This window comes from Streptomyces sp. NPDC005863 (genome assembly GCF_042871345.1).
Classification (GTDB): Bacteria; Actinomycetota; Actinomycetes; order Streptomycetales; family Streptomycetaceae; genus Streptomyces.
Map to the genome: position 1 here is coordinate 12,922 of NZ_JBIAII010000017.1, position 20,977 is coordinate 33,898.

At 73.1% G+C, this 20,977-nt stretch carries 11 protein-coding genes and 1 pseudogene; 1 reads left to right on the plus strand and 11 read right to left on the minus strand.

All coding sequences use genetic code 11. The features are described 5' to 3' along the window. From ACFYO9_RS36665 to ACFYO9_RS36695, 7 genes and pseudogenes are all read right to left on the minus strand, one after another. Positions 1–129: pseudogene (locus ACFYO9_RS36665) on the minus strand (GntR family transcriptional regulator); the annotation flags it as partial. Then, positions 126–638, minus strand: a complete 513-nt coding sequence (locus ACFYO9_RS36670; protein ID WP_358778044.1) for a UTRA domain-containing protein — start codon at positions 636–638, stop codon at positions 126–128. The gene ACFYO9_RS36670 and the pseudogene ACFYO9_RS36665, both read right to left, overlap by 4 nt. A 377-nt stretch (positions 639–1,015) precedes the next feature. Then, positions 1,016–2,692, minus strand: a complete 1,677-nt coding sequence (locus tag ACFYO9_RS36675; protein WP_358778030.1) for a glycosyltransferase family 2 protein — start codon at positions 2,690–2,692, stop codon at positions 1,016–1,018. Further along, positions 2,689–4,971, minus strand: coding sequence for a CDP-glycerol glycerophosphotransferase family protein (locus ACFYO9_RS36680; protein ID WP_358778029.1), 2,283 nt, complete (start codon positions 4,969–4,971; stop codon positions 2,689–2,691). Before ACFYO9_RS36680 ends, ACFYO9_RS36675 begins: the two co-directional genes overlap by 4 nt. Next, positions 4,968–8,561 carry a bifunctional glycosyltransferase family 2 protein/CDP-glycerol:glycerophosphate glycerophosphotransferase gene (locus tag ACFYO9_RS36685; RefSeq protein ID WP_358778028.1) on the minus strand — a complete coding sequence of 1,198 codons (3,594 nt, stop codon included), beginning with the start codon at positions 8,559–8,561 and terminating at the stop codon, positions 4,968–4,970. Before ACFYO9_RS36685 ends, ACFYO9_RS36680 begins: the two co-directional genes overlap by 4 nt. A 101-nt stretch (positions 8,562–8,662) precedes the next feature. Continuing rightward, positions 8,663–9,487, minus strand: coding sequence for an ABC transporter ATP-binding protein (locus ACFYO9_RS36690; protein ID WP_358778027.1), 825 nt, complete (start codon positions 9,485–9,487; stop codon positions 8,663–8,665). Beyond that, positions 9,480–10,421: an ABC transporter permease gene (locus ACFYO9_RS36695; protein WP_358778026.1), complete on the minus strand. Its 942-nt coding sequence runs from the start codon at positions 10,419–10,421 to the stop codon at positions 9,480–9,482. Before ACFYO9_RS36695 ends, ACFYO9_RS36690 begins: the two co-directional genes overlap by 8 nt. Positions 10,422–10,593: 172 nt before the next feature. Here ACFYO9_RS36695 and ACFYO9_RS36700 point away from each other — a divergent pair, with 172 nt between their 5' ends. Next, positions 10,594–11,214, plus strand: coding sequence for a TetR/AcrR family transcriptional regulator (locus ACFYO9_RS36700; protein ID WP_358710181.1), 621 nt, complete (start codon positions 10,594–10,596; stop codon positions 11,212–11,214). Positions 11,215–13,038: 1,824 nt separating this feature from the next. On the opposite strand, the gene galE is transcribed toward ACFYO9_RS36700, so the two are convergent. The 4 genes from galE to ACFYO9_RS36720 form a co-directional block, all read right to left on the minus strand. Beyond that, a complete protein-coding gene (galE, locus tag ACFYO9_RS36705; RefSeq protein ID WP_358778025.1) occupies positions 13,039–14,022 on the minus strand; it encodes a UDP-glucose 4-epimerase GalE in 984 nt (327 codons plus the stop codon). An 87-nt stretch (positions 14,023–14,109) separates the two neighbouring features. Then, positions 14,110–15,771 carry a glycosyltransferase family 2 protein gene (locus tag ACFYO9_RS36710; protein ID WP_358778024.1) on the minus strand — a complete coding sequence of 554 codons (1,662 nt, stop codon included), beginning with the start codon at positions 15,769–15,771 and terminating at the stop codon, positions 14,110–14,112. A gap of 93 nt (positions 15,772–15,864) precedes the next feature. Then, the gene (locus ACFYO9_RS36715; RefSeq protein ID WP_358778023.1) at positions 15,865–17,430 is read right to left on the minus strand and encodes a hypothetical protein; all 1,566 of its coding nucleotides are present in this window, start codon (positions 17,428–17,430) and stop codon (positions 15,865–15,867) included. Then, positions 17,427–20,942, minus strand: a complete 3,516-nt coding sequence (locus ACFYO9_RS36720) for a CDP-glycerol glycerophosphotransferase family protein (protein ID WP_358778022.1) — start codon at positions 20,940–20,942, stop codon at positions 17,427–17,429. The genes ACFYO9_RS36715 and ACFYO9_RS36720 overlap by 4 nt, the downstream gene beginning before the upstream one ends. Positions 20,943–20,977 lie beyond the last annotated feature (35 nt).

The window sequence follows — 20,977 nt, forward strand, 5'->3', positions numbered from 1 at the left end:
TGCGGGCGAGGGCAGCTTGGCGCCCGCCGCCAGTTCGCCGCTCATGATCTCGTCGCGGAGGTCCGCGGCGATCCGCTCGTGCAGGGAGCGCTGGTCGGCGGCGTCGGCATCGCTGTGGGGCACTGTCATCCGATCCTGATCTCGTAGCGCAGCTGTTGGCGGCGTGCGGGCATGACCATCAAGTCGGCCTGGACCGGCCTGTCTTCGCGGTCCAGCGTCACGCGGCTCAGCCGGAGGACCGGTTCACCGGATTTCAGGCGCAGGATCTCGCGTTCGTCGGCGTCGGGCATGCGGGCGGTCACGTCTTCGCGGACCCGCACGCCGATGTGGCCGAGCCGGGCGAGGAGGGTCACGGCTCCGCCGCGGATCTTGCCCGTCTCGGCGAGAGGCGTGCCGCGCGCGATGTCGCAGGGGTAGTAGGTGTCCGTCAGTTCGCACGGTTCACCGTCCAGTTCGATGACGCGTCGGCGCACCACGACCGGGTTTCCCTCGGCGATCCCGAGCAGGTCGGCCACGTCCGGCGGCGCCGGCACCTCGCCCGCGTGTGCGATGCGTTGAGTGCCCTTGCCTCCGCGCGCCGCGGCCTCAGCGCCCCACGCGTCGGGCTGGCCCTCTTCGCGGGGCTTCAGGTACGGCATCGAGGTGCTGACCCACGTGCCGGCACTGTCGCTCACGGTGTCCTCCCGGTTGGCCGGTGATGGTGAGACCTTGCACTTTGTACGTTAGGCACACCTTGCTGCTCCCTGCGGGACCGTGCGGAACGGCTGGGCGACAAGCTCTGCTCTGATGGGCGGAGGTGGGCGGAGGTGGGCGGAGGTGGGCGGAGGTGGGCGGTGCCTGAGGGGGTGACGGTCGAGCCGGGTGGCGGGGGTGGTGGGCGGGGAAGGGCGGCGCGCCGGCGGGTAGCGGCCGGGTGGTGTGTGGCAGTCGTCCGTGCCGGGGCGGTCACATGGTGTGTGGCCGTCGCTCGAGCCGAGGCGGCCGCACAGGGGCGCCGCCTCCGCTCACGGCGACGTCAGCGCGCCAGGCTCGCCGCCAGGCGGGCCGCCCTGCGGACTCGGGAGCCCGCCTTCGCTCCCGCCCTGCGGGCCAGCGGGCGTATCACCCGGGACGTCACGCCCACCGGGGTCCAGCGGAGTTGGAGGCGGCCCGAGGCGCGGCCCTCCGGTTCCACCGTGACCTCGTGCGGGAGCGCGCCGCCCCGGTAGTCCACCCGGGCCCGCAGCGTGGGGAAGGTCAGCGGAGCCAACAGCAGGGCCGTGTTGCGGAGTTGGCCCGACGTCAGCTGCAGCACCGGGTGGCGCGTCCCCGCGAAGCCGTTCAAGGGGAGCTGCGCCGCCGCCAGGTCCAGGCGGACCGAGCCCTCGAAGACACCGGGACGCACCGGGTTCAGACGGAACGGCGTCTTCATGCGGTGCCGCCCCGGGGCGATGAGAACCGTGGCCACCTGCGGGCCCACCGGCAGGCGCAGGCCCGGGTCGTACGTTCGTACCGTTAGGTCGACCGAGGCGCCGGGACCCCGCTCCACGCGCGTGATCTCGTGCCGGAACTGCGCGCTCGGGAACGGGCGCGAGTCCAACCCCTGGTCGGTGAGGTCGAGTTCCGTGCGGGCCGCCGCCGAGGCGGGGACCTCCGGCCCCCAGTACACGCGCCCCTCCGCGTCCATCGACGTCTCGCGAGGCGCGACCCCGTGCCCCAGACCCCGCGCCGCCAACTGCGCCTCGGCGAGGCGGCCGTCGCGGACCAGCTGGAGGACGACCCGCTCGGCGCGGGGCAGACGCGCGTACGCGCCCGGGGCGAGCCCAGCCAGATACGGGTTCACCGTCTCCGCGAAGCCGGCCAGCCACTCCTCGTCGCGGAACGGCAGGTCACCCGCGTACATCCGGAAGTCGTGCTTGAGGAACTTGTAGTCCTTCGCCTCCCGCACGCCCTCGTGCCCGCTCGACGTCAGGAAGTCGTCGATCAGCCGCTGCACGTGGATGCGGTCGCGGACGTTCGTCAGCTTGTGGCGCTGATTGGAGATCGACGCCGACTCCGCCGCCTCGTACGGGGCTATGTACCAGCGGTAGACGGGGTCCGGAATGATCGTGAACGCCCGCGCCAGGCAGTACGCCTGGGCCGAGAAGAGCTGGTCCTCGTAGTGGATGCCCTCCGGGAAACGCAGGTCGCACCGGTCGAGGAACGCGCGGCGGTACATCTTGCTCGTCGACAGGTGCTCGAAGAACAGCGCCGGCTCCGCCTCGATGCCCTCCACCGTGCGGCGCTCGGCGACCAGGTGCGGCATCCAGGTGGAGGTGCGGCCCGTGTCGACGCGGACCCGCTCCACCGCGCCCATCACGAAGTCCACCTCCCGCTCCCGGTGCGCCGCGAGCAGCAACTCGACCGCCCGCTCGGGCAGTTCGTCGTCGCTGTCCAGGAACATCAGGTACGGGGCGCGGGCCACCTCGATCGCGCGGTTGCGCGGCGCGCTGCAGCCGCCGCTGTTCTCGGGCAGCCGCAGATAACTGACGCGCTCGTCCTCAGCCGCCAACTGCCGGGCCACCTCAGGGGTGTTGTCCGTCGAGTGGTCGTCGCTGACGATGATCTCGATGTTGGCGTGCGTCTGGCGGCGCAGCGAGGCCACCGCGCGCGGCAGCCGCTCCGCGTCGTTGTAGACGATGACCGTCACGGTGACATCAGGGATGGTGGTCATCGCTGGATCGCCTCCTCGGGCGTCGGTGCCGGGGTCCGCTCGTCGACCGGGATCACGGGCGGCAGGGAGTCCTCGCTCTCGCCGAGGAAGACGCGGCGCACGACGCGTTCGGCGGCGCGCCCGTCGTCGTACTCACAGAAGCGCCTGCGGAACGCCTGCCGCGCCTTGGCCGCCGTGTCGTCGCGCCACGCCCCGGACGTGAACAGCTCCGTCAGCTCCTCCTGGGTGCGCGCCACCTTGCCCGGCGCCTGCTCCATCAGGTCGAAGTAGACGCCGCGCGTCTTGGCGTACGTCTCCCAGTCGTCGGCGTAGACCACGATCGGGCGGTCCAGGTTGGCGTAGTCGAACATGATCGACGAGTAGTCCGTGATCAGCGCGTCCGCCGCGAGCGACAGCTCCTCCACCGGGTCGTACGAGGACACGTCGATGACCCGGCCGCTGCGGCGCAGCCCGGCCAGCGGCGAGGCCGTACCGCCGTAGAAGTAGTGGCCGCGCACGAGCAGCACGGTGTCCTCGCCGAGCCGGTCGGCGAGGGTCGCCAGGTCCAGGCGCGGGGTCCAGGCCGCCTCGTAGTCGCGGTGGGTGGGCGCGTAGAGGATCGCCCGCTTGCCCGGCGCGATGCCGAGCCGCTCGCGGATCGCCCGGACGTCGGCGGCGCCTGCGCTGTAGAAGACGTCGTTGCGCGGGTAGCCGTGGTCCAGCGAGGTGTAGTGCGAGGGGTAGGCGCGCTCCCACATCTGCGTGGAGTGGCCGTTCGCGGAGACGCTGTAGTCCCACTTGTCGATGCGGGCCAGCAGGCTGTGGAAGTTGAGACCCTTGGAGGCCGCCGGGTAGTCCAGCTGGTCGAGGCCCATGCGCTTGAGCGGGGTGCCGTGGTGGGTCTGGAGGTGGACGGCGTCGGGCCGCTTCACCACCGCGTTGGGGAAGTTGACGTTGTTGACCAGGTACTTGGCGCGCGCCATCACCTCCCAGTAGCGGGGCGTGCCGGGCACGACGTGGTCGGTGCCGGGCGGCAGCAGCGGCACGTTGGCGGCCGAGACGACCCACACCTGGTGGATGTGCGGGGCGAGTTCGGCGAGCTTGGCGGCGATCGCCGCGGGGTTGCAGGCCACGCCCCGGTCCCAGTACGCCGTGAAGACCGCCAGATCGGGGTCGACGGGGCGCTCCAGGGCCCGGCGGTAGCGCAGGTCGCGCACCTTCAGCCCCACCTTGTGCTTGCGCGAGACCACCGCCGAACGCAGCTTGCGCCGCTGCTGGTTGGCCGTCTGGAAGGTGCGGTACCTGGTGTACGCGTCCTCTTCGAGGAGCCGGCGCCGCACGCCTTCGAGACCGCCGGGGCGCTGATGGCCCTCCGGACGCCAGGCGACGGCGGCCTTCGACGCGCGGCGGAAGAACTCCCTGCGCACCGCGTCGGGCAGCTTCTCGCGGGCGACGACGCGCAGGCAGTGGCCGACCATCACGTCGTAGAGCGCGGCCCGCGGCGGCGTCGGCAGGCCGCGGTCGGCGGCGAGCCCCAGCAGCGACTCGTAGCGGTCGATGACGCCGTACCGCTCCTCGGGGGCGCCCTTCGGCAGGCTCTCGGGGCGCAACTCCCGTACGTTCAGGGCGACCTGGTCGAGCGCGGCGAGCCGGCCCGCGAGCAGCAGCGCGGCGTACGCGGCGAACGTCTCGTCGTCGACGGCCAGCCGGTCGGCGTGCGCGCGCCAGAACTCCGCCCGCAGCACCCGGTTGCCGAGCAGCGGCGTGACCTTCAGGAGGTTCGGGCAGTCCGCGAGCGGCAGGTCGCGGCGGCCCTGCTTGGCCAGGTGCTTGCCGTCGGGGCCCGGCATCCCCTGGTGCCGCCACGTCGAGCGGACGTGGTCGACGACGAGGACGTCCACGCCGTCCGGGAGCTCGGCCACGCGGTCGGCGACCGCGCGCGGCGCGCCGGTCGGCACGGTGTCCTTGCTCTGCACGAAGTGCAGCCACCGTCCGGCCGCCCGCTCGGCGCCCGCGGCGCGCGCCGCCCCGTCGCCGGTGCCCTCGGGCAGTGGTACGACGGTGACGCCGGGCCGTCCCGCGGCGGCGGCCTGCGCGGCGGAGCCCACCGCGGCGACGATCACCTCGACGCCGGGCGAGGCCTGCGCGGCCAGCGCGTCCAGGCAGGCGCCCAGGTGGCCCTGGACGTTCCGGCCGTGGACGACGACGCTCAGCTCGCATCCCGCGCCGGCGTCCCCGGGGCCGGGTGCGGCGCTCTCACTCTGCTCGGGCACGGTGGCGCCCCCCTCTCGTGTGCTCATGCGGTGGCCGTCCCTCGGTGGGCGAGCATCCGGTCGACGACGCGGCGCGCGGCCTCGCCGTCGTCCAGGTCGCAGAACTCGGCACGGAACTCCTCGTACGCCCGCGCGTACGGCTCGCTCACCGTGTCCAGGTCCCGCAGCGCGCGGATCAGGTCGTCGGAGGTCGGGACCAGCGGGCCCGGCGCGCGCTTCTCGAAGTCGAAGTAGAAGCCGCGCAGCCGGTCGCGGTAGTGCTCCAGGTCGTACGTGAAGAACAGCATCGGACGGCCGGTCACGGCGAAGTCGAACATCACCGAGGAGTAGTCGGTGACCAGGACGTCGGAGATCAGGAGCAGGTCCATGATGTCCGGGTAGCTCGCCACGTCCCACACGAAGCCGTCGCCCGCGCCCGGCACCGGCTCCACGATGTGCGCGTGCGGCCGGACCAGCAGGACGTGGTCCTCGCCCAGCTCGTGCCGCGCCTTCTCCAGATCGACGCGCAGGTCGAGGAGGAAGCCGCCGCGGTGGCGCTGCTTGTCCTCGCGCCAGGTGGGCGCGTACAGGACGACCTTCTTGCCCTCGGGCAGACCGAGCGTCCTGCGCACCTCCTCGGCGCGCTTGGCGCGGTCCGGGGCGAGCAGCACGTCGTTGCGGGGGTAGCCCGCCTCCAGGAGCTCGCCGTCGACGTCGCCGCCGAACCGGAAGGCGCTGCGCATGATCGGCGTGCTGAACCGGTTGGGGGAGAGCAGCATCGTCCACTGGTGGCGCTCGCGGTCCAGGTCCTGGAGGTACTGGGTGCTCGCGAAGTGGTCGTTGTCGAAGTCGAAGCCGATGCGCTTGAGCGGGGTGCCGTGCCAGGTCTGGACGATCTGCTGGCCCTCGCGCCGCTCCAGCCAGCGCGGGAAGTGCGTGTTGCCGACGAGGTAGCGGGAGCGGGCCATCGCCTCGTAGTACTCGGGGCTGTGCACGCGGACCGCCCGCGCGGTGGCCGGCACGTCGCACTGGCCGTCCTTGACGACCCACAGGTGCTCGACGGGCAGGCCGCGGCGGACCATCTCCTCGTGGATGGCGCGCGGCGAGTCGCCGTACATGCGGCCGCCGAACACGTCGTACAGGACGGCCTCGCGCAGCGGCTCGTGGCGGGCGGCCGGGTAGGCCTCGGTGCGCAGCCGGGTCTGGCGGTGGCGGCTGCGCTCCTCGGGGCGCAGCTCGGAGTGGGCCATCAGGGCGAGCTGGTCGTACTGGCGGGCCTGCAGCTCGACGCGCTTGCCGTGCGCGGTCACCTCCAGGGGGAGGTCGGCGTGGGCGGGCGGGGCGAGCTGGACGGCGGTGCGGGAGCCGTCCGGCTTCTGCACGGAGGGCCACCAGAACCCCGCGCGCAGGGGGGTCGCGCCCGCGTGGGCGTGGGCGGGGGCGGGCACGAAGCGTGCCTCGAACCGGCCGTCCGACGCCGTCGCCGGGAACGTGTACTCGTGGCCGGACCAGGTCTGGCGGAGCACGAGGGCGAGCTCGTGGGTGCCCCTGGCCGGGTAGCTGCCGGTGAGGGTGACGGTGCCGTCGGGGTCCATGCTGACGCGGTCGACCAGGGGCTGGACGGGCTGGTCGCAGAGCTGGAGGTAGCCTCCCGGGCTGCGCCGGGCGTAGACGGTACGGGCGGTGTCCCCCTGCGCGAACTGGGCGCCGGAGAAACCTTCCCTGTCGTCCAGGATGAGGGCGAGACGGGTCGACGTGGGTTCGGCCGCCGCGGAGTCGACCACCTCCACCGACATGTCCCAGCGCGCCACCGAGCGTTCCGCCTGGGTCGGGCGGAGGCGTTCGTGGTCCTCGCGGACCTCCGTCAGCGCCGCCTTGTCCACGTGGGCCGTGAACGGGACGCGGCCCTCCCGCGGGGCGCCGAGGTCCAGCGGGACCGTCAGGATCGTGCCGGACTCGCGGTGCCGCATGCGCAGCCGGGGCGCGCCCTCGGGGGCGGTGCGCAGGATGCCGCGTACGAGGAGCCGGGAGCCCTCCGCGCGGACCTCCAGGGCGCGGGCGTGCGCCGTCTCCACGCGGACGGCCAGCTCGCCGTCCTGGATCTGCGGCGCCACCCGGACGTCCTCGGTCACCCAGTGCGCGGGCGGCGTCTGGCCGGAGCCCGTGCCCGCGCCGTACAGCGGCCCGCGCCGCGGCGTGGAGCCGGTGCCGGCCACGGCGATCCGCACGTACCACACGCCGTCGACCCACGTGCCGCGGTGCCGCAGCCGCGCGGGGTTCAGCAGGGCGCGAAAGCCCGCCCAGTCGGCGTGCCGGAACTGAGCGCCGGAGGCCACCGTCGCCTCGGCGTCGAGGTGGCTGCGGGCGGGCACGACGACCCTGCGACGGCTGCCCTTCTCCTTCAGGATCAGCGTCTTCAGCGCCTTGCTCCGCGACTCGGCGCCCAGCTGGCGCGGGAACGCCCAGCCGGACAGCCACAGCTTGCCGTCGTGCCAGGCGGCCTCGTCGAGCCGGCTGCGCAGCCGCAGCTCCTGGTCGAGGCGGAGCACCGCGTCCGGGATCGGGTCGGTGGGGTCGAGGAAGGGGTAGTCGGCCTTCGGGTGCAGCGTCCCGGAGACGGGGATCGAGCCGGGGTGCTCCTTCTCGAACTCCAGCTGCCCGATCAGCTCGTCCAGGCGCCGGTGCACGGTCAGGTACAGCTTCAGCTTGTGCGGCACGTGCAGCGCCCGCACCGCGTCCTGGCCGATCTCGCGGACGAGCCGGCCCACGTGCTCCAGGAAGGCCTCCTGGTAGGCGGCGTCCGAGCCGGGCAGCACCTTCCAGAAGAGCGGGATCTCCTCGGCGAGCGCGTTGTGGTCGTAGACCCGCAGGTGCTCCGCGTACATCGGGTCGCCGCCGACCCGGGCGAGCAGGAATTCGCGGACCATCCGGATCGACTTCACGCGGTCGATGAGGCCCTGCGGGTTGGTGCGGTTCTGCGTGATGGAGCGCTCGCCGATCTCGCGCTCGCGCCAGTTGTAGATCGGCTCGCTCAGGACGTCGACGGAGTCGGCGAGGTAGTGCGCGGGGACGCTGACGGGCGCGTCCTCGTAGAGCATGGCCTCGGGGTACGCGAGACCGTGCCGCTCCCAGAAGGAGCGGCGGTAGACCTTGTTCCAGGCGGTACGGTCGGTGAGCAGCGGCCGGAACTTCGACACGTGCGTCCGCAGCCGGGTCGCCGCGAAGGGCACGCGGTGCACCGGCGACTGGACGTGCCCGGCCGAGCGGAAGCGGGTCACGTTGCCCGCCGCGAAGTCCGAACCGGTCTCGTCGAGCGTCTCGATCATCAGCGCGTACGCCGTGGCGGGCAGCGTGTCGTCGCTGTCCACGAACGCGAGGTACTCGCTGTCCGGCGACATCTCCCGCACGCCCGTGTTGCGCGCCGCGCCCAGCCCCTTGTTCTCCTGGGATATCAGCCGGAAGCGCGGATCGGCCGCCGCGAAGGCCTTCGCGATGACAGCGCTGCCGTCCGTCGACCCGTCGTCGACCATGAGCACTTCAAAGTCCGTGAACGTCTGGGCGGCCAGGGACTCCAGGCACTCGTCGAGGTAGAGCTCGACGTTGTAGACGGGGACGACAACACTCAGCCGTGGCTGCACGCGTACTCCTTCTGTTGCTAAACGCTCCCATAGTGTAAGGATCCGCGTATTGATGCGACAAAAGGGATAGGCCCGACGGCTCGGGACACGAGGGGTGGGCTTTAACTCTTGCCGCCGCCGGTGAACCGCTCGTACTCCTTCAGGACGTCGTCCGTGGGGCCGTCCATCCGCAGCTCGCCGCGCTCCAGCCACAGCACGCGGTCGCAGGTGTCGCGGATCGACTTGTTGTTGTGGCTGACCAGGAAGACCGTGCCGGCGCGCTTGCGCAGCTCGCGGATGCGGGCCTCGGAGCGCTTCTGGAAGGAGCGGTCGCCGGTGGCCAGGGCCTCGTCGATGAGGAGTACGTCGTGGTCCTTGGCGGAGCCGATGGAGAAGCGCAGCCGGGCCGACATGCCCGAGGAGTACGTCCGCATGGGCAGCGTGATGAAGTCGCCCTTCTCGTTGATGCCGGAGAAGTCGACGATCTCCTGGTAGCGCTCCTGGATCTGCTCGCGGGACATGCCCATCGCCAGGCCGCCGAGGAGGACGTTGCGCTCACCGGTGAGGTCGTTCATCAGGGCGGCGTTCACGCCGAGCAGGGAGGGCTGGCCGTCGGTGAAGATCCGGCCCTGCTCCACGGGGAGCAGCCCGGCGACCGCCTTCAGGAGCGTCGACTTGCCCGAGCCGTTCGTGCCGATGAGCCCGATGGCCTCGCCCTTGTACGCGGTGAACGACACGTTCTTGACCGCGTGCACGGTACGCACCCCCGCCCGCGCCTCGGCCTTCCCGCGGCCGCCGATGATGCGGTTGAGGGCGGCGGTGGCGCTGCCGCGGCCCGCGCCGGTGCCGTGGACGCGGTAGACGATGTCGACCTGGTCGACGATGACGGTGGGGGCGGCGTCATGCGTGATCGTCTTATTTGGTTTCCTTGCTTCCGTCTCAGCCACGGCCGTACGTCTCCTCTGCCTTCCAGAAATAGATGAACCCGCCGACCCCGGCGAGCAGCGCCCAGCCCAGCGCCCAGGCCCACACGTGGTGGGGCAGCTGGCCGGCCCGGAAGGTGTCGATCAGCGCGAACCGCATGAGGTCGATGTAGACGGCGGCCGGGTTGGCCGCCAGGACGAGCGTGACGGCGTGCGGCAGGTTCTGGTCCTTGAGGACGGCGTCGATGGACCACATCACCCCGGACACGTACATCCAGGTGCGCAGCACGAACGGCATCAGCTGGGCGATGTCCGGCGTCTTGCTGCCGAGCCGCGCCATGACGAGCGCGAGGCCGGTGTTGAACGTGAACTGCAGCGCGAGGACCGGGACCACCAGCAGCCAGGACAGGGTGGGCGGGACGCCGAAGGCGAGCAGGATCACCAGCAGTGCGCACATGGAGAAGAGCAGCTGCTGCAGCTGTTGCAGGCAGTACGAGATCGGCAGCGCGGCCCGCGGGAAGTGCAGGGCGCGGACCAGGCCGAGGCTGCCGGAGATCGCGCGGGTCCCGGCCATCACGGACTGCTGGGTGAAGGTGAAGATGAAGACGCCGGTGACCAGGAACGGGACGTAGTCCTCGACGTGGTGCTTGGTGTTCATCAGCACGCCGAAGATGAAGTAGTAGACCGCCGCGTTCAGGAGCGGGGTCATCACCTGCCAGACCTGGCCCAGCTTGGCCTGGCTGTACTGGGCCGTCAGCTTGGCCGTGGCGAACGCGGTGATGAAGTGGCGGCGCTGCCACAGCTGCCGGACGTAGCCGGGCAGGGTGGGGCGGGCCCCGCTGACGGTCAGGCCGTACTGGGCGGCCAGCTCGGCGGCGGAGGGCGCGGGGGCGGGGCCGCCCTGGGCGGGGACGGTGGGGGTCGCCGGGGACGGCGGCGTGTCGAGGACCTGACTCACATCCGCTGCTTTCGCTCGGGGAGGCGGGGAGGGACGCGGGGACGCGCACGGTGGGCGCGCGACGTCTGACGTCACAGTACGTCGGGACGGGCCCGTATCGTCGCAACGCCGAGCGTAGGGTGTTGTGACGTCGGAACGCAACCGTATCGTCGTAACGCTTTATGATGGCCGTATGACGACGAGCAGGCCACAGGGTGAACAACCGCGCCGCAGGGCTCCCGCCGGGGCGGCCGTGCTCCGCGAGGACAAGACCGAGGCCATCCGGGCCGCCGTCTTCGAGGAGCTCGCCGCGGTGGGCTACGCGCGCATGTCGATCGAGGGCATCGCGCGCCGCGCGGGCGTCGGCAAGACGGCGGTCTACCGCCGCTGGCGCTCCAAACTCCACCTCGTGCTCGACCTGGTGTCGGCCATAGCGGTGCAGGGCCTGCCGGCGCCGGACACCGGGTCCCTGGAGGGTGACCTGCGGCTGCTCTACGAGGTGACGTCACGCGCCCTGCGCCACCCGGTCGCCTCCCAGATCATCCCCGACCTCCAGGCGGAGGCGGCCCGCAACCCCGACATCGCGGAGGCGCTGCAGAAGGCGCTGCGCGAGGGCCAGCAGGGGGCGGCGAGCGGCATCGTGCGGGCGGCGGTGGAGCGAGGCGAGATGCGGGCGTCCGCGGACGAGGACCTGGCACTGGACCTGGTCTCGGGCCCCCTGTACTGGCGCTCGGTGGTGGTGCGGGCGGAGTTGCCGGAGGGGTATGTGGGGAGGCTTGCGGGGGTTACGGCGGCGGGGTTGCGGGCGTTGTGAGGGGGGCGGGGGTGTCTTCGGTGGGCCGGTGCGGTTGCCGGTGGCCGGGTGCGGTCCGGCCCATCGTGGGCGGGGGCCACGGTAGGGGTGGGGCCTGAAGGTCAGCTTCGGCGGGCCGGCGACTTCGATTCTGGCCGGGGCCGCCCGGGGTTTTGCGGAGTGTGGCGCCTCCGGGCCGGCAGTAAAGGGCGCCCTACGGGCGTCGGCTTCGCCGATTCCGCTGCGCTCCACCCTTGACTCCCGTCCCTCCACCGCACGTTGACTTTTGACCCGGACGGCCAGGGGTGGGGCCGACGGGGTCCGGGGGTTGGGTCATCATGTTTCGCTGCCGGGTGCGGCCCGGCCCAACGTGGGCGGGCGCCCCGGTGCGGGCTCGGCCCACGGCCGGTGTGGTCGGGTCATCGGCTTTCGCGGCCGGGTGCGGACCGGTCCATCGTGGGCGGGCGCCACGGTATGCGCTCGGTCAGCCGCGCGGCCTCGCTGCTCGGGTCATCATCTCGCGCTGCCGGGTGCGGACCGGCCCAACGTCGGCAGACGTCACCTTCGATGCGCTGCCCAGGGACGAGGGAGCTGCCGCCTCGGGGGCTGTCACCTACTTTGGGAAAGTTGCGAATGAATATGCCGCACGCCCCCCTGTCACGCTCCAAGCGCCCCCGGAACCGTTCAATCCGCCGAAGGGAATGGGGTGGGTGGGTCCTCTGCGCGCCGTGGGGGTTGTGGGACTGGTGGGTTCTTGTGGCGCATGGGGTCTGCGGGGTGGATGAGTTCGGTGGGGCCATCGGGCTTGGCGGAGGGACTGGATCCTGCGATCGGGCACCCGCCGGGCGGCGCGCGGGGCGCGGCTGGGGGGCGCGCGGAGATCCGCTTCGCAACTTTCCCAAAGTAGGTGCCCGCCCCCCAGCAAAGTTGTCGTGGCCCATGAGGCCTGTGGGGCGGATGGCTTCAGTGGGGTCACCGGGTTTGGCGGAGGGGCTGGACCATGCGGTCGAGACCCGCTGGGCGGCGCGCGGGGTGTGGCAGGGGGCGCGCGGGCGTCTGCTTCGCAACTTTCCCAAAGTAGGTAACCGAGGAGGGAAGGGTGGGGCCGGACGGGCCGGACGTCCGAGAACGGGCTTACGTCCCCGGGGGCGCATCCGGTTGGTGAGGGGGCGCGCGGCGCCTCGCTTCGCAACTTTGCCGAAGTAGGTACCCGACCACGAAGGCTGAGGGCCCGCGCGGCGTGGCCGGGCGGCTGGCCGAGCGCGCACCGGGGCCGCCGCCCGCGATGGGCCGGTCCGCACCCGGCAGTGCAAGCCGATGCTCGGGCAGCGATGCCGCGTGGACGGCCGAGCCGCAACCCTGGCCCGCGCCCACGTTGGGCCGGTCCGCACCCGGCAGCGAGAGCCGATGACCCGACCACCTCGGCCGTGGCCGAGCTCGCACCGGGGCGTCGACGCACGATGAGCCGGGCCGCACCCGGCAGCGAAACGTGATGCCCCATCCCAGCAGAGTCCGCCGCCTCACCCCTGGCCGTCCGGGTCGAAGTTCAAGTCGCGGTGGAGGGACGGGAGTCAAGGGTGGAGCGCAGCGGAATCGGCGGAGCCGACGCCCGTAGGGCGCCCTTTACTCGCGGCCCGGAGGCGCCACACTCCGCAAAATCCCGGGCGGCCCCAGTAAGAATCGAAGGCACCGGGCCACCGAAGCGTGACCTCCAGGCCCCGCCCCTACCGTGGCCCCCGCCCACGATGGGCAGAGGCGCCCGCCAGCCCCGCCCCCGGCCGCCCGGGTCGCGAAGGGTGGCCTCCGGGCCGCGCCCGGCAGGGGTGCCGGTCCGGCGGAGGTGGCCTAGCTTCGTCCCGCCCCGGGATGCAACCGCAGCCACCCCTCCCACGCCGAACCCACCATCTCCCGCACATCCCGCTTCGCGGCCCAGCCGAGTTCCCTCGCGACGCGGTCCGCCGAGGCGACCACGCGGGCCGGGTCGCCGGGGCGGCGGGCCGTCACCTCGGCGGGGGTGTCGTGGCCCGTGACCTCGTTGATCAGGTCCGTCATCTCGCGGACGGACACACCCTCACCGCGGCCGATGTTGAGCGTGAGCGCCGTGCCGGGCGCGGCGGACGCCAGGGCGCGGGCCGTCGCCACGTGGGCCTCGGCCAGGTCGACGACGTGGATGTAGTCCCGTACGCACGTGCCGTCGGGGGTGGGGTAGTCGGCGCCGAAGATGCGCGGCGCCTCGCCGTCCGTGAGCTTCTCGAAGACCATCGGGACGAGGTTGAAGACGCCCGTGTCGGCGAGCTCGGGGGCCGCGGCGCCCGCCACGTTGAAGTAGCGCAGGGACGCCGTCGCCAGACCGTGCGCGCGGCCCGCCGCAGCGACCAGCCACTCGCCGGCCAGCTTCGTTTCGCCGTACGGGCTCATCGGCAGGCACGGCGTCTCCTCGGTGACGAGGTCGACGTCGGGCATGCCGTACACCGAGGCGGAGGAGGAGAAGACGACGTGGGCGACGCCCGAGGCGACCGCCGCGTCCAGGAGGGCGCGCAGGCCCTCCACGTTCTCCCGGTAGTAGTGCAGCGGGCGCTCCACCGACTCGCCGACCTGCTTCTTGCCGGCCAGGTGCACGATGCCGGTGACCGCGTGCTCGGTGAAGGTGCGGGTGAGGCGCTCCTCGTCGAGGACCGAGCCGACCACGAGCGGCACCCCGTCGGGGACGCGCTCGGCGACGCCGGTGGACAGGTCGTCGTAGACCACGGCTCGCTCGCCCGCCTCCGTCATGGCGCGGACGACGTGCGCCCCGATGTATCCGGCGCCGCCGGTGATCAGCCAGGTCATGGTCGTCTTGTCCCGTCTTGTCGCGAGTGTGGTGCGTGCAGTGGGTGGAGTGGAGTGCAGTGTCGCAGAGGGTCTGCCGGGGGCGTTTCAGCGGCCCGCCGTACCCCCGGCGGACCGCAGCAGCCTGGTCAGGCGGCGCTTGGCGACGCCGGCCACGCCCCGTATGCCGGGGGCGAGCCGCACCGAGAGGTTCCCCGCCTGGGTGGCGTACGGCTGGACGAGCAGCACCCCGCGCCGCCGGCTCGGCACCACCGTGCGGCGCAGCAGGCCGGGCCCGGCGACGGCGTTCGCGGTCGTGTCGCGGGCCGTGCCGTCGTCGAAGTGGAGCCGCAGCCGAAGGTCCCAGACCCCGTCGTCCAGCGAGCCGAGGTCGAGCAGGACCGCGGCGACCCACGTCTCGCCGGGGCGCTCCGCGCGGAACGCCGCCGTCCTGCGCAGCCCCGGCAGATCACCCTGCCGGTGCACCAGTTCGACGTCGACCGTGGCCGGGCCCGCGTCCGCCACCCGCCCGTACAACTCGCGCAGCCGCAGCGTGAGCCGCGAGCCGCCCGCGGCCGGGCGCAGCTCGCCGTCGACCGCGATGGGCAGCAGCCGCACCGGCCGTACGAGCAGGTGCTCCAGGGTGACCTGGGGGAGGTCGTCGGCCCAGACGGGCGTGGCGTCGGCCGCCCGCGGATAGGGCGGCGCGAGGCGGGCCGGACGCGCCGCCACCTGCTTCAGGCGGGTCAGGTCGCGCGGCTCCTCGGAGGCGAGGACGACGCGCGCGATGATGCGGCCGGGCGCGGGCGCCGCGTCCAGGTCGGCGGCGTCGAACGTCGCCAGGTACGCGCGCGTCAGAGCCCACCACTCGCGCTGGTAGGCGGCGCCGCGCGCGGTGAGTTCGCGGGTGTACATGCGCAGGCTGTGGTCGAGGAACTTGGTGCGGGCCGCCCGCGCGAGCCGCTTGCCGCCGGCGCCGCGCGCGTCCCGCAGGATCTCCACGGACTGGCGGTGTGCCTCTATGCGGGCCTGCCAGTTGGCGACCCCGGAGCGGTCCAGGGAGATCGACAGCCGGTCGGCGGCGCGCCGCACGTGCCAGACGTAGACCGTGTCGGGGACGAGCGCGATGCGCGGCGCGGCGGCCAGCATCCGCGCGGTGAAGACGAAGTCCTCGTAGATGAAGCGGCCTTCGGGGAAGCGGATGCCGTGCTCGCGCAGGAAGTCCGTGCGGTAGAGCTTGTTGACGCAGAGCGTGTCGTGGACGAGGCGGGGGCGCAGCTCGGGGCGGGCGACGAGCTGCGCCTTGCGGTAGAGCTCGGGCTGCCAGGGCACCTCGCGCCCGCCCGGCAGCTCGCGGCGCACGCACAGCCCGGAGGCGACCTCGGCGCCGTGCCGGTGCGCGGCGGCGAGCAGCGCGTCGGCGGCGCCGGGCGGCAGCACGTCGTCGCTGTCGAGGAACATCACGTACGGCGCGGCGGCCGCGTCGATCCCGTCGTTGCGTGGGGTGCCGCAGCCGCCGCTGTTGGTCGCGCGGCGGATCACCCGCAGGCGCGGGTCGGCGCGGGTGAGCGCGGCGAGGACGCCCGGGCTGCCGTCCGTCGAGCAGTCGTCGACGGCGACGACCTCGCGGACCACGGGGCCCTGGGCGAGCGCGGAGCGCACGGCGTCGGCGACATGGGCCGCGTCGTTGTAGCCGATCACGACGACGGAGACCTGGGCGGCTCGGGACGCCTGGTTCGGGGCGGGCGGTTGAGGCAGGGTGCGTTCCACGGGGGAAATTTTAGGGGCTTCTGGTAATTATCCGATTAAGGGGGCTTTCGTGGGCGGGGCACGCCGCCCGCCCGGAGCCCTTTCCGGCCCGCGTCACTTCCGGCCCGGCACCCTGGCCAGTACTTCCCCGGTTCGCCGGCTCCAGTCCACGACGACGGCCTCCGGCGGGACCTTCTGGTCGGGGGCGAGCAGCAGCCACCGCACGTCGTAGCGGCGCACGATCGCGGCGCGTTCGGCGCGGGTGGAGTCGGGGGAGAGGTAGGTGCGCACGGCCTTGAGGCGACGGTTGCGCACGCTCTCGTCGAGGGAGGCGTCCGGCCAGGCGGGCGCGACGAGGTTGGCGCCGTAGCCGGGTACGGAGCGGGTGGGCCGGTAGGAGTCGGTCAGGACGACGTCGCCCCGGTGCAGATGGCCGGCCGCCCACCCGTACCCGGGCCAGCGCGGCGGCTGGTCGAAGCCGACCGGGTCCAGGGCGCGCGGCACGACGGCGCCCGCCTGGATCTGGAAGAACCCGACGCAGGCGCCGAGCGCGGCCGCCCCGGCGAGCGCCCCGCGCCGCCACCCCCAGGGGTGCGGCGCCGCGAGCTCGATGGCGAGGGAGAACTGCAGGGGCACCAGGGTCAGCCCGAGGATCCGCCCGTAGGTGTAGTGCCCGCTGACCCAGCCGTACGCGACGACGGCGCACTCCAGGGCGAACATCAGGACCAGCGGATCCCTGCGGTCCCTGCGGAAGCGCAGCCACAGGGCGGGCAGCCCCAGCAGGGCCAGCCAGAACCGCTGGGGCATCTCGGTGTAGAGCTGACGGTGGATCCAGTCCACGGAGGCGTCCCCGACCAGGGAGAACACGCTGTAGTACGGCCAGATCGCCGCGACCGCCGCCGCCGTGACGGCCGTTGCCGCCCAGGGCCACATCCGGCGCCAGGACACCCGGCGCCCGGACGCCGCGAACGCGACGACCCCGATCACCGCCGCCACCGACGAGATCGGGTGGATGAGCAGGATCAGCCCGCACAACGCGCCGAGCCCCACATACGCCCACACCCCGCGCCCCGCACCCCGCCCGGCCTCAGTCCCGGCCTCGGGCCCCGCCCCCCGTACCAGCGCCCCCGCCCACGCCCACGCCCAGAACGCCAGGCCGATCGCGAACGTCGACGGGTAGCCGAGGTTGCCCGTCATCGACATCAGGCCCAGATAGCCGCTCCACCAGGCCGTCCGGGTCCCCCACAGCAGCACCATCGCGCCCAGCGCGAGCACCGGCGCCCACCGACGGGGCGTCAGGACGCGCACGAACCGGCCGATGCCGGTGAGCAGGACGATGAGGTTCAGCGGCCCGGAGATCTTCACGACCTGCCAGCCGGGCAACCCGGTGACCTTCGCGAACAGGCCCTGCGCCACGGCGTAGGGCGAGTAGTACGCGCTGCCCTGCCCCGGCAGGTCCGCCATCGGGTGCGCGGGGTGCAGGAGGTCGTCCCGCAGCCGTTCGACGACGGCCGCGTGCTGGCCGAAGTCGCAGCAGACCGGGACCCGCCAGAACGCCAGCGACATCACCAGCCAGAACAGCGTGCCGAGGACGAGGTAGGGGGAGGGCCGCCGCCGCGAGCGGCCGCCCAGCGCCGTCGAGCCGTGGCACACCCGGCGGGTCAGCAGCGCGCCGCTCACCGCATCAGCCTCTCCGCGACCCGGGCCGCGGCCCCGCCGTCGTCCAGATCGCAGTAGGACTCGCGGAACGCCGCGTACGCCTCCGCGTGCCGGGCCGCGATCGCGTCCAGGTCGCTCAGCGCCTCGACGACCTCGCCGGTGGAGGCGAGCAGCGGGCCGGGGGCGTGCGTCTCGAAGTCGAGGTAGAAGCCGCGCACCGTGTCGCGGTAGTGCTCCAGGTCGTACGCGTGGAAGAGCATCGGGCGCCCGGTGTGCGCGAAGTCGAACATCAGCGAGGAATAGTCCGTGACCAGTACGTCGGCGAGGAGCAGGAGTTCGGCGGCGCGCGGGTGGGCGGAGACGTCCCGGACGAAGGGGGCGCGGGCCCCCGGGAGCCGGCCCGCCGTCAGCGGGTGCTTGCGCACGAGCAGCACGTGGTCGTCGCCGAGCGCGGCCTCGGCGGCGCGGAAGTCGAGCGCGGGTTCGTAGCGGAACCTGCCCGGGGAGTACGCGAGATGGTCCCGGTACGTCGGCGCGTACAGCACGATCCGTTTGTCCGGCGCGATGTCGAGCTCGCGGCGGACCCGGTCGGCGACCTTGCGGCGGTCCTCGGCGAACAGCACGTCGTTGCGGGGCGAGCCGGCCTCCAGGACCTCCCCGTCGTAGGCGAGGGCGCGCCCCAGGTGGGGGGTGGAGAAGCGGTTCGGCGAGACGAGCACGTCCCACTGGCGGGAGAGCCGGGGCAGCGCGTCGAGGTGGCCGTGGTCGGCGTAGAGGGTGTCGGTCAGGTCGGTGCCGATGCGCTTGAGCGGGGCGCCGTTCCAGGTCTGGACGACGGTCTGGCCCGCGCGGCGCTCGAAGAAGTCCGGCAGGTGGCCCGCGGTGACGATGCGGCGGCAGCGGGCCAGCGCCTCGTACCAGTCGGCGCTGTGCTCCTCGACGCCCCGGGCGCCGGGCGGCACGTGGGTCTGCTGGTCGTGGGTGACCCACAGGTGCTCGACGTCGGCGCCGCGCCGCACCAGCTCCTCGTGGACGGCGCGCGGCGAGTCCCCGTCGAAGTACAGGACGGCGTCGGTCAGGGGCAGCGCGCGGCGGCTCGGGTAGTGCACGGTACGCAGCCGGTGGCGCCGGTACGCGCCGCGCTCGGACCGCGAGAGCACCGACCCGGCGGTGAGCAGCAGCCGGTCGCCGAAGCGCCGGTCGACGGTGAACTCCCGCCCCTGCACGGACCGGTGGAGCGGCAGCGTGACGGAGGCGGCGGCGAGCAGCCGTACGGGCATCCCGTCGTCAAGACGCCCGGCCCCCGCCCTCGCCCCCGAGCCCGCGCCCGCCTCCGCCACCGCACCCGGCTCCCCGGCGCGCACACCCCCGTCGGCCTCCCGCAGGAACACGTACCAGCGCCCCTCCCGCAGCACCCCGCCGCCCGGCGCGACGACCGCGCGGAACCGGTCGCCGTCCCGGGTGACCGGCACCGTGAGCTCCTCGTCGCGGCCGCTGTGCCGAAGCACCAGCTCGGCCGCGCCCCAGCTGGCCGCCGTCAGCGTGCCCGCCACGGTCAGCGTGCCGTCGGCGTCCCACGTGACCCGGTCGGCGATCGGCTGCCGGGTCAGCTCGACGACGAGGCCGCCCCGGTCGTTGGCGGTGGCGCACAGCTCCCGGCCCGCCCGGGAGGCGTACCGGCCCGGCGGCAGGTCGAGGGTGGCGGCGAGCGACTTCAGGGTGCCGTCGGGCAGGACCAGATTGGCCTGCCAGCGGTCGCCGTGCGGCGGCTCGACCTCCTTGGGCGCGCGGTGCGGGGTGGGCGGCACGCTCTCCAGGCCGTCGAGGGGCACCCGCACCTCGAAGCGGCCGCCCTCGATCCGCACCGGATGGTCGAGGTCCGTCGCCGTGGGCGCGTGGGTGAGGCGCAGGGCGGTGGGGCGGGCGCGCCCCGGCAGGGTGCCGGAGAGCACCACGTCGTCCCCGTCGAGCCGGTGGGCGTCCACCCGCGCCGCGTACTCCTGGATCCGCAGCACGAGCCGGCCCTTGCTGAAGCCGAGGACGAGCCGCAGCCCGTCGCCCAGCTCCCGCACCACCGACTGCGCGGACGCCCCCTCCGAGGCCCGCACCGCCGAGCGCCGCACCGTGCCGTGGCCCGCGACGACCACGCCGAACAGCCAGTTGCCGGGCCGCCAGCGGCCGCCGGTCTTCAGCTGCTCGGGGTCGACGGTCATCTCGAAGCCGGACAGGTCGTAGCAGTGCAGCTGCTGCCGCGACCGCTCGGTGGCCAGCGGCGCCGCGACCGTCCTGATCGGCACCCGGCGGATCCGGCGTCTGCTGTGCACCGCCCTGAGCAGCCCCGCCTTGATCGAGTGACCGGGCCGGGTCGCCGCCAGATTGCGCACGTAGGCGTAGCCGCTGATGCGCAGCTTGCCGTCGACGCCCCACCGGGCCTCGTCCACCCGTGCCACGACGGGCAGTTCGCCCCGGCCCACGCGCGCCAGCTTCTCGGGGAGCGGGCCGACCCCGGGGTAGGCGGCGCTGCGCCGCACCGTGCCGCGGACGTGGAAGGCGGTGCCGTTGGTCCGCTCGAAGGAGAGCAGCTCGACGAGTTCGGCGGTGCGTGACTCCCGTACGAGCTGCCACTTGATGCGCAGGTCGACGGGGAGCCGGGTGAGGACGGCCGGGTCGGCGCGGCGCAGGAAGGCGGCGGTGTCCGCCATGAACGCCGCGCGGTACTCCGGACCGCCCATCGGCAGCCCCTCCAGGAAGTACACGAAGTCGTCGCGCAGACAGGAGGCGTCGTACGTCTTCTTCATCTGCGGCGCGTGCGCGGCGAGGAAGGCGCTGACGTGCGCGCAGGCCGCGATCCGGTCGCGTACGCCCTTGACGTCGGTGCGCCGCCGGGTGATCGAACCCTCGCGGACCCGCCAGTAGTAGACGTGGTCGTCGAGCACGTCCACGGACCCGGCGAGGAAGTGCGCCGGGATCATCACGGGTGTGTCCTCGTAGAGCTTGCCCTCGGGGAAGGTGAAGCGGTGCCGGTCCCAGAAGGAGCGCCGGAACACCTTGTTCCAGGCGACCCGGTCGGAGAGCAGGTCCAGGTCGCGGGAGATGTGGGTGCGGGTGCGCGGCTCGGTCAGCCACTTGTACTGCCAGGCCTGGGAGCGGCCGCGTTCGGTGAGCCGCCAGACGTTGCCGCTCGCGAAGTCGGAGCCGGTCTCGTCCAGGCTGGCGGTCATCCGCGCGTAGGCGTCGTACGGGACGACGTCGTCGCTGTCGACGAAGGTCAGGAACTCGGCGGTGGGGGAGGCCTTGCGCACCCCGGTGTTGCGGGCGGCGCTCAGCCCGGCGTTGCGCTGCCGGACGTAGACGAAGCGGGGGTCCCGGGCGGCGAACTCGCGGGCGATGCTGGGGCTGCCGTCCGTCGAGCCGTCGTCGACGAGGATGCACTCCAGACCGGCGAGAGTCTGCCCTGCGATCGACTCCAGGCACTCCTCCAGGAACTCCTCGACGTTGTAGATGGGTACGACGACGCTGAGACGGGGCTGCACGGCGACCGGCCTTTCGTGGGGATAAGGGCATATTT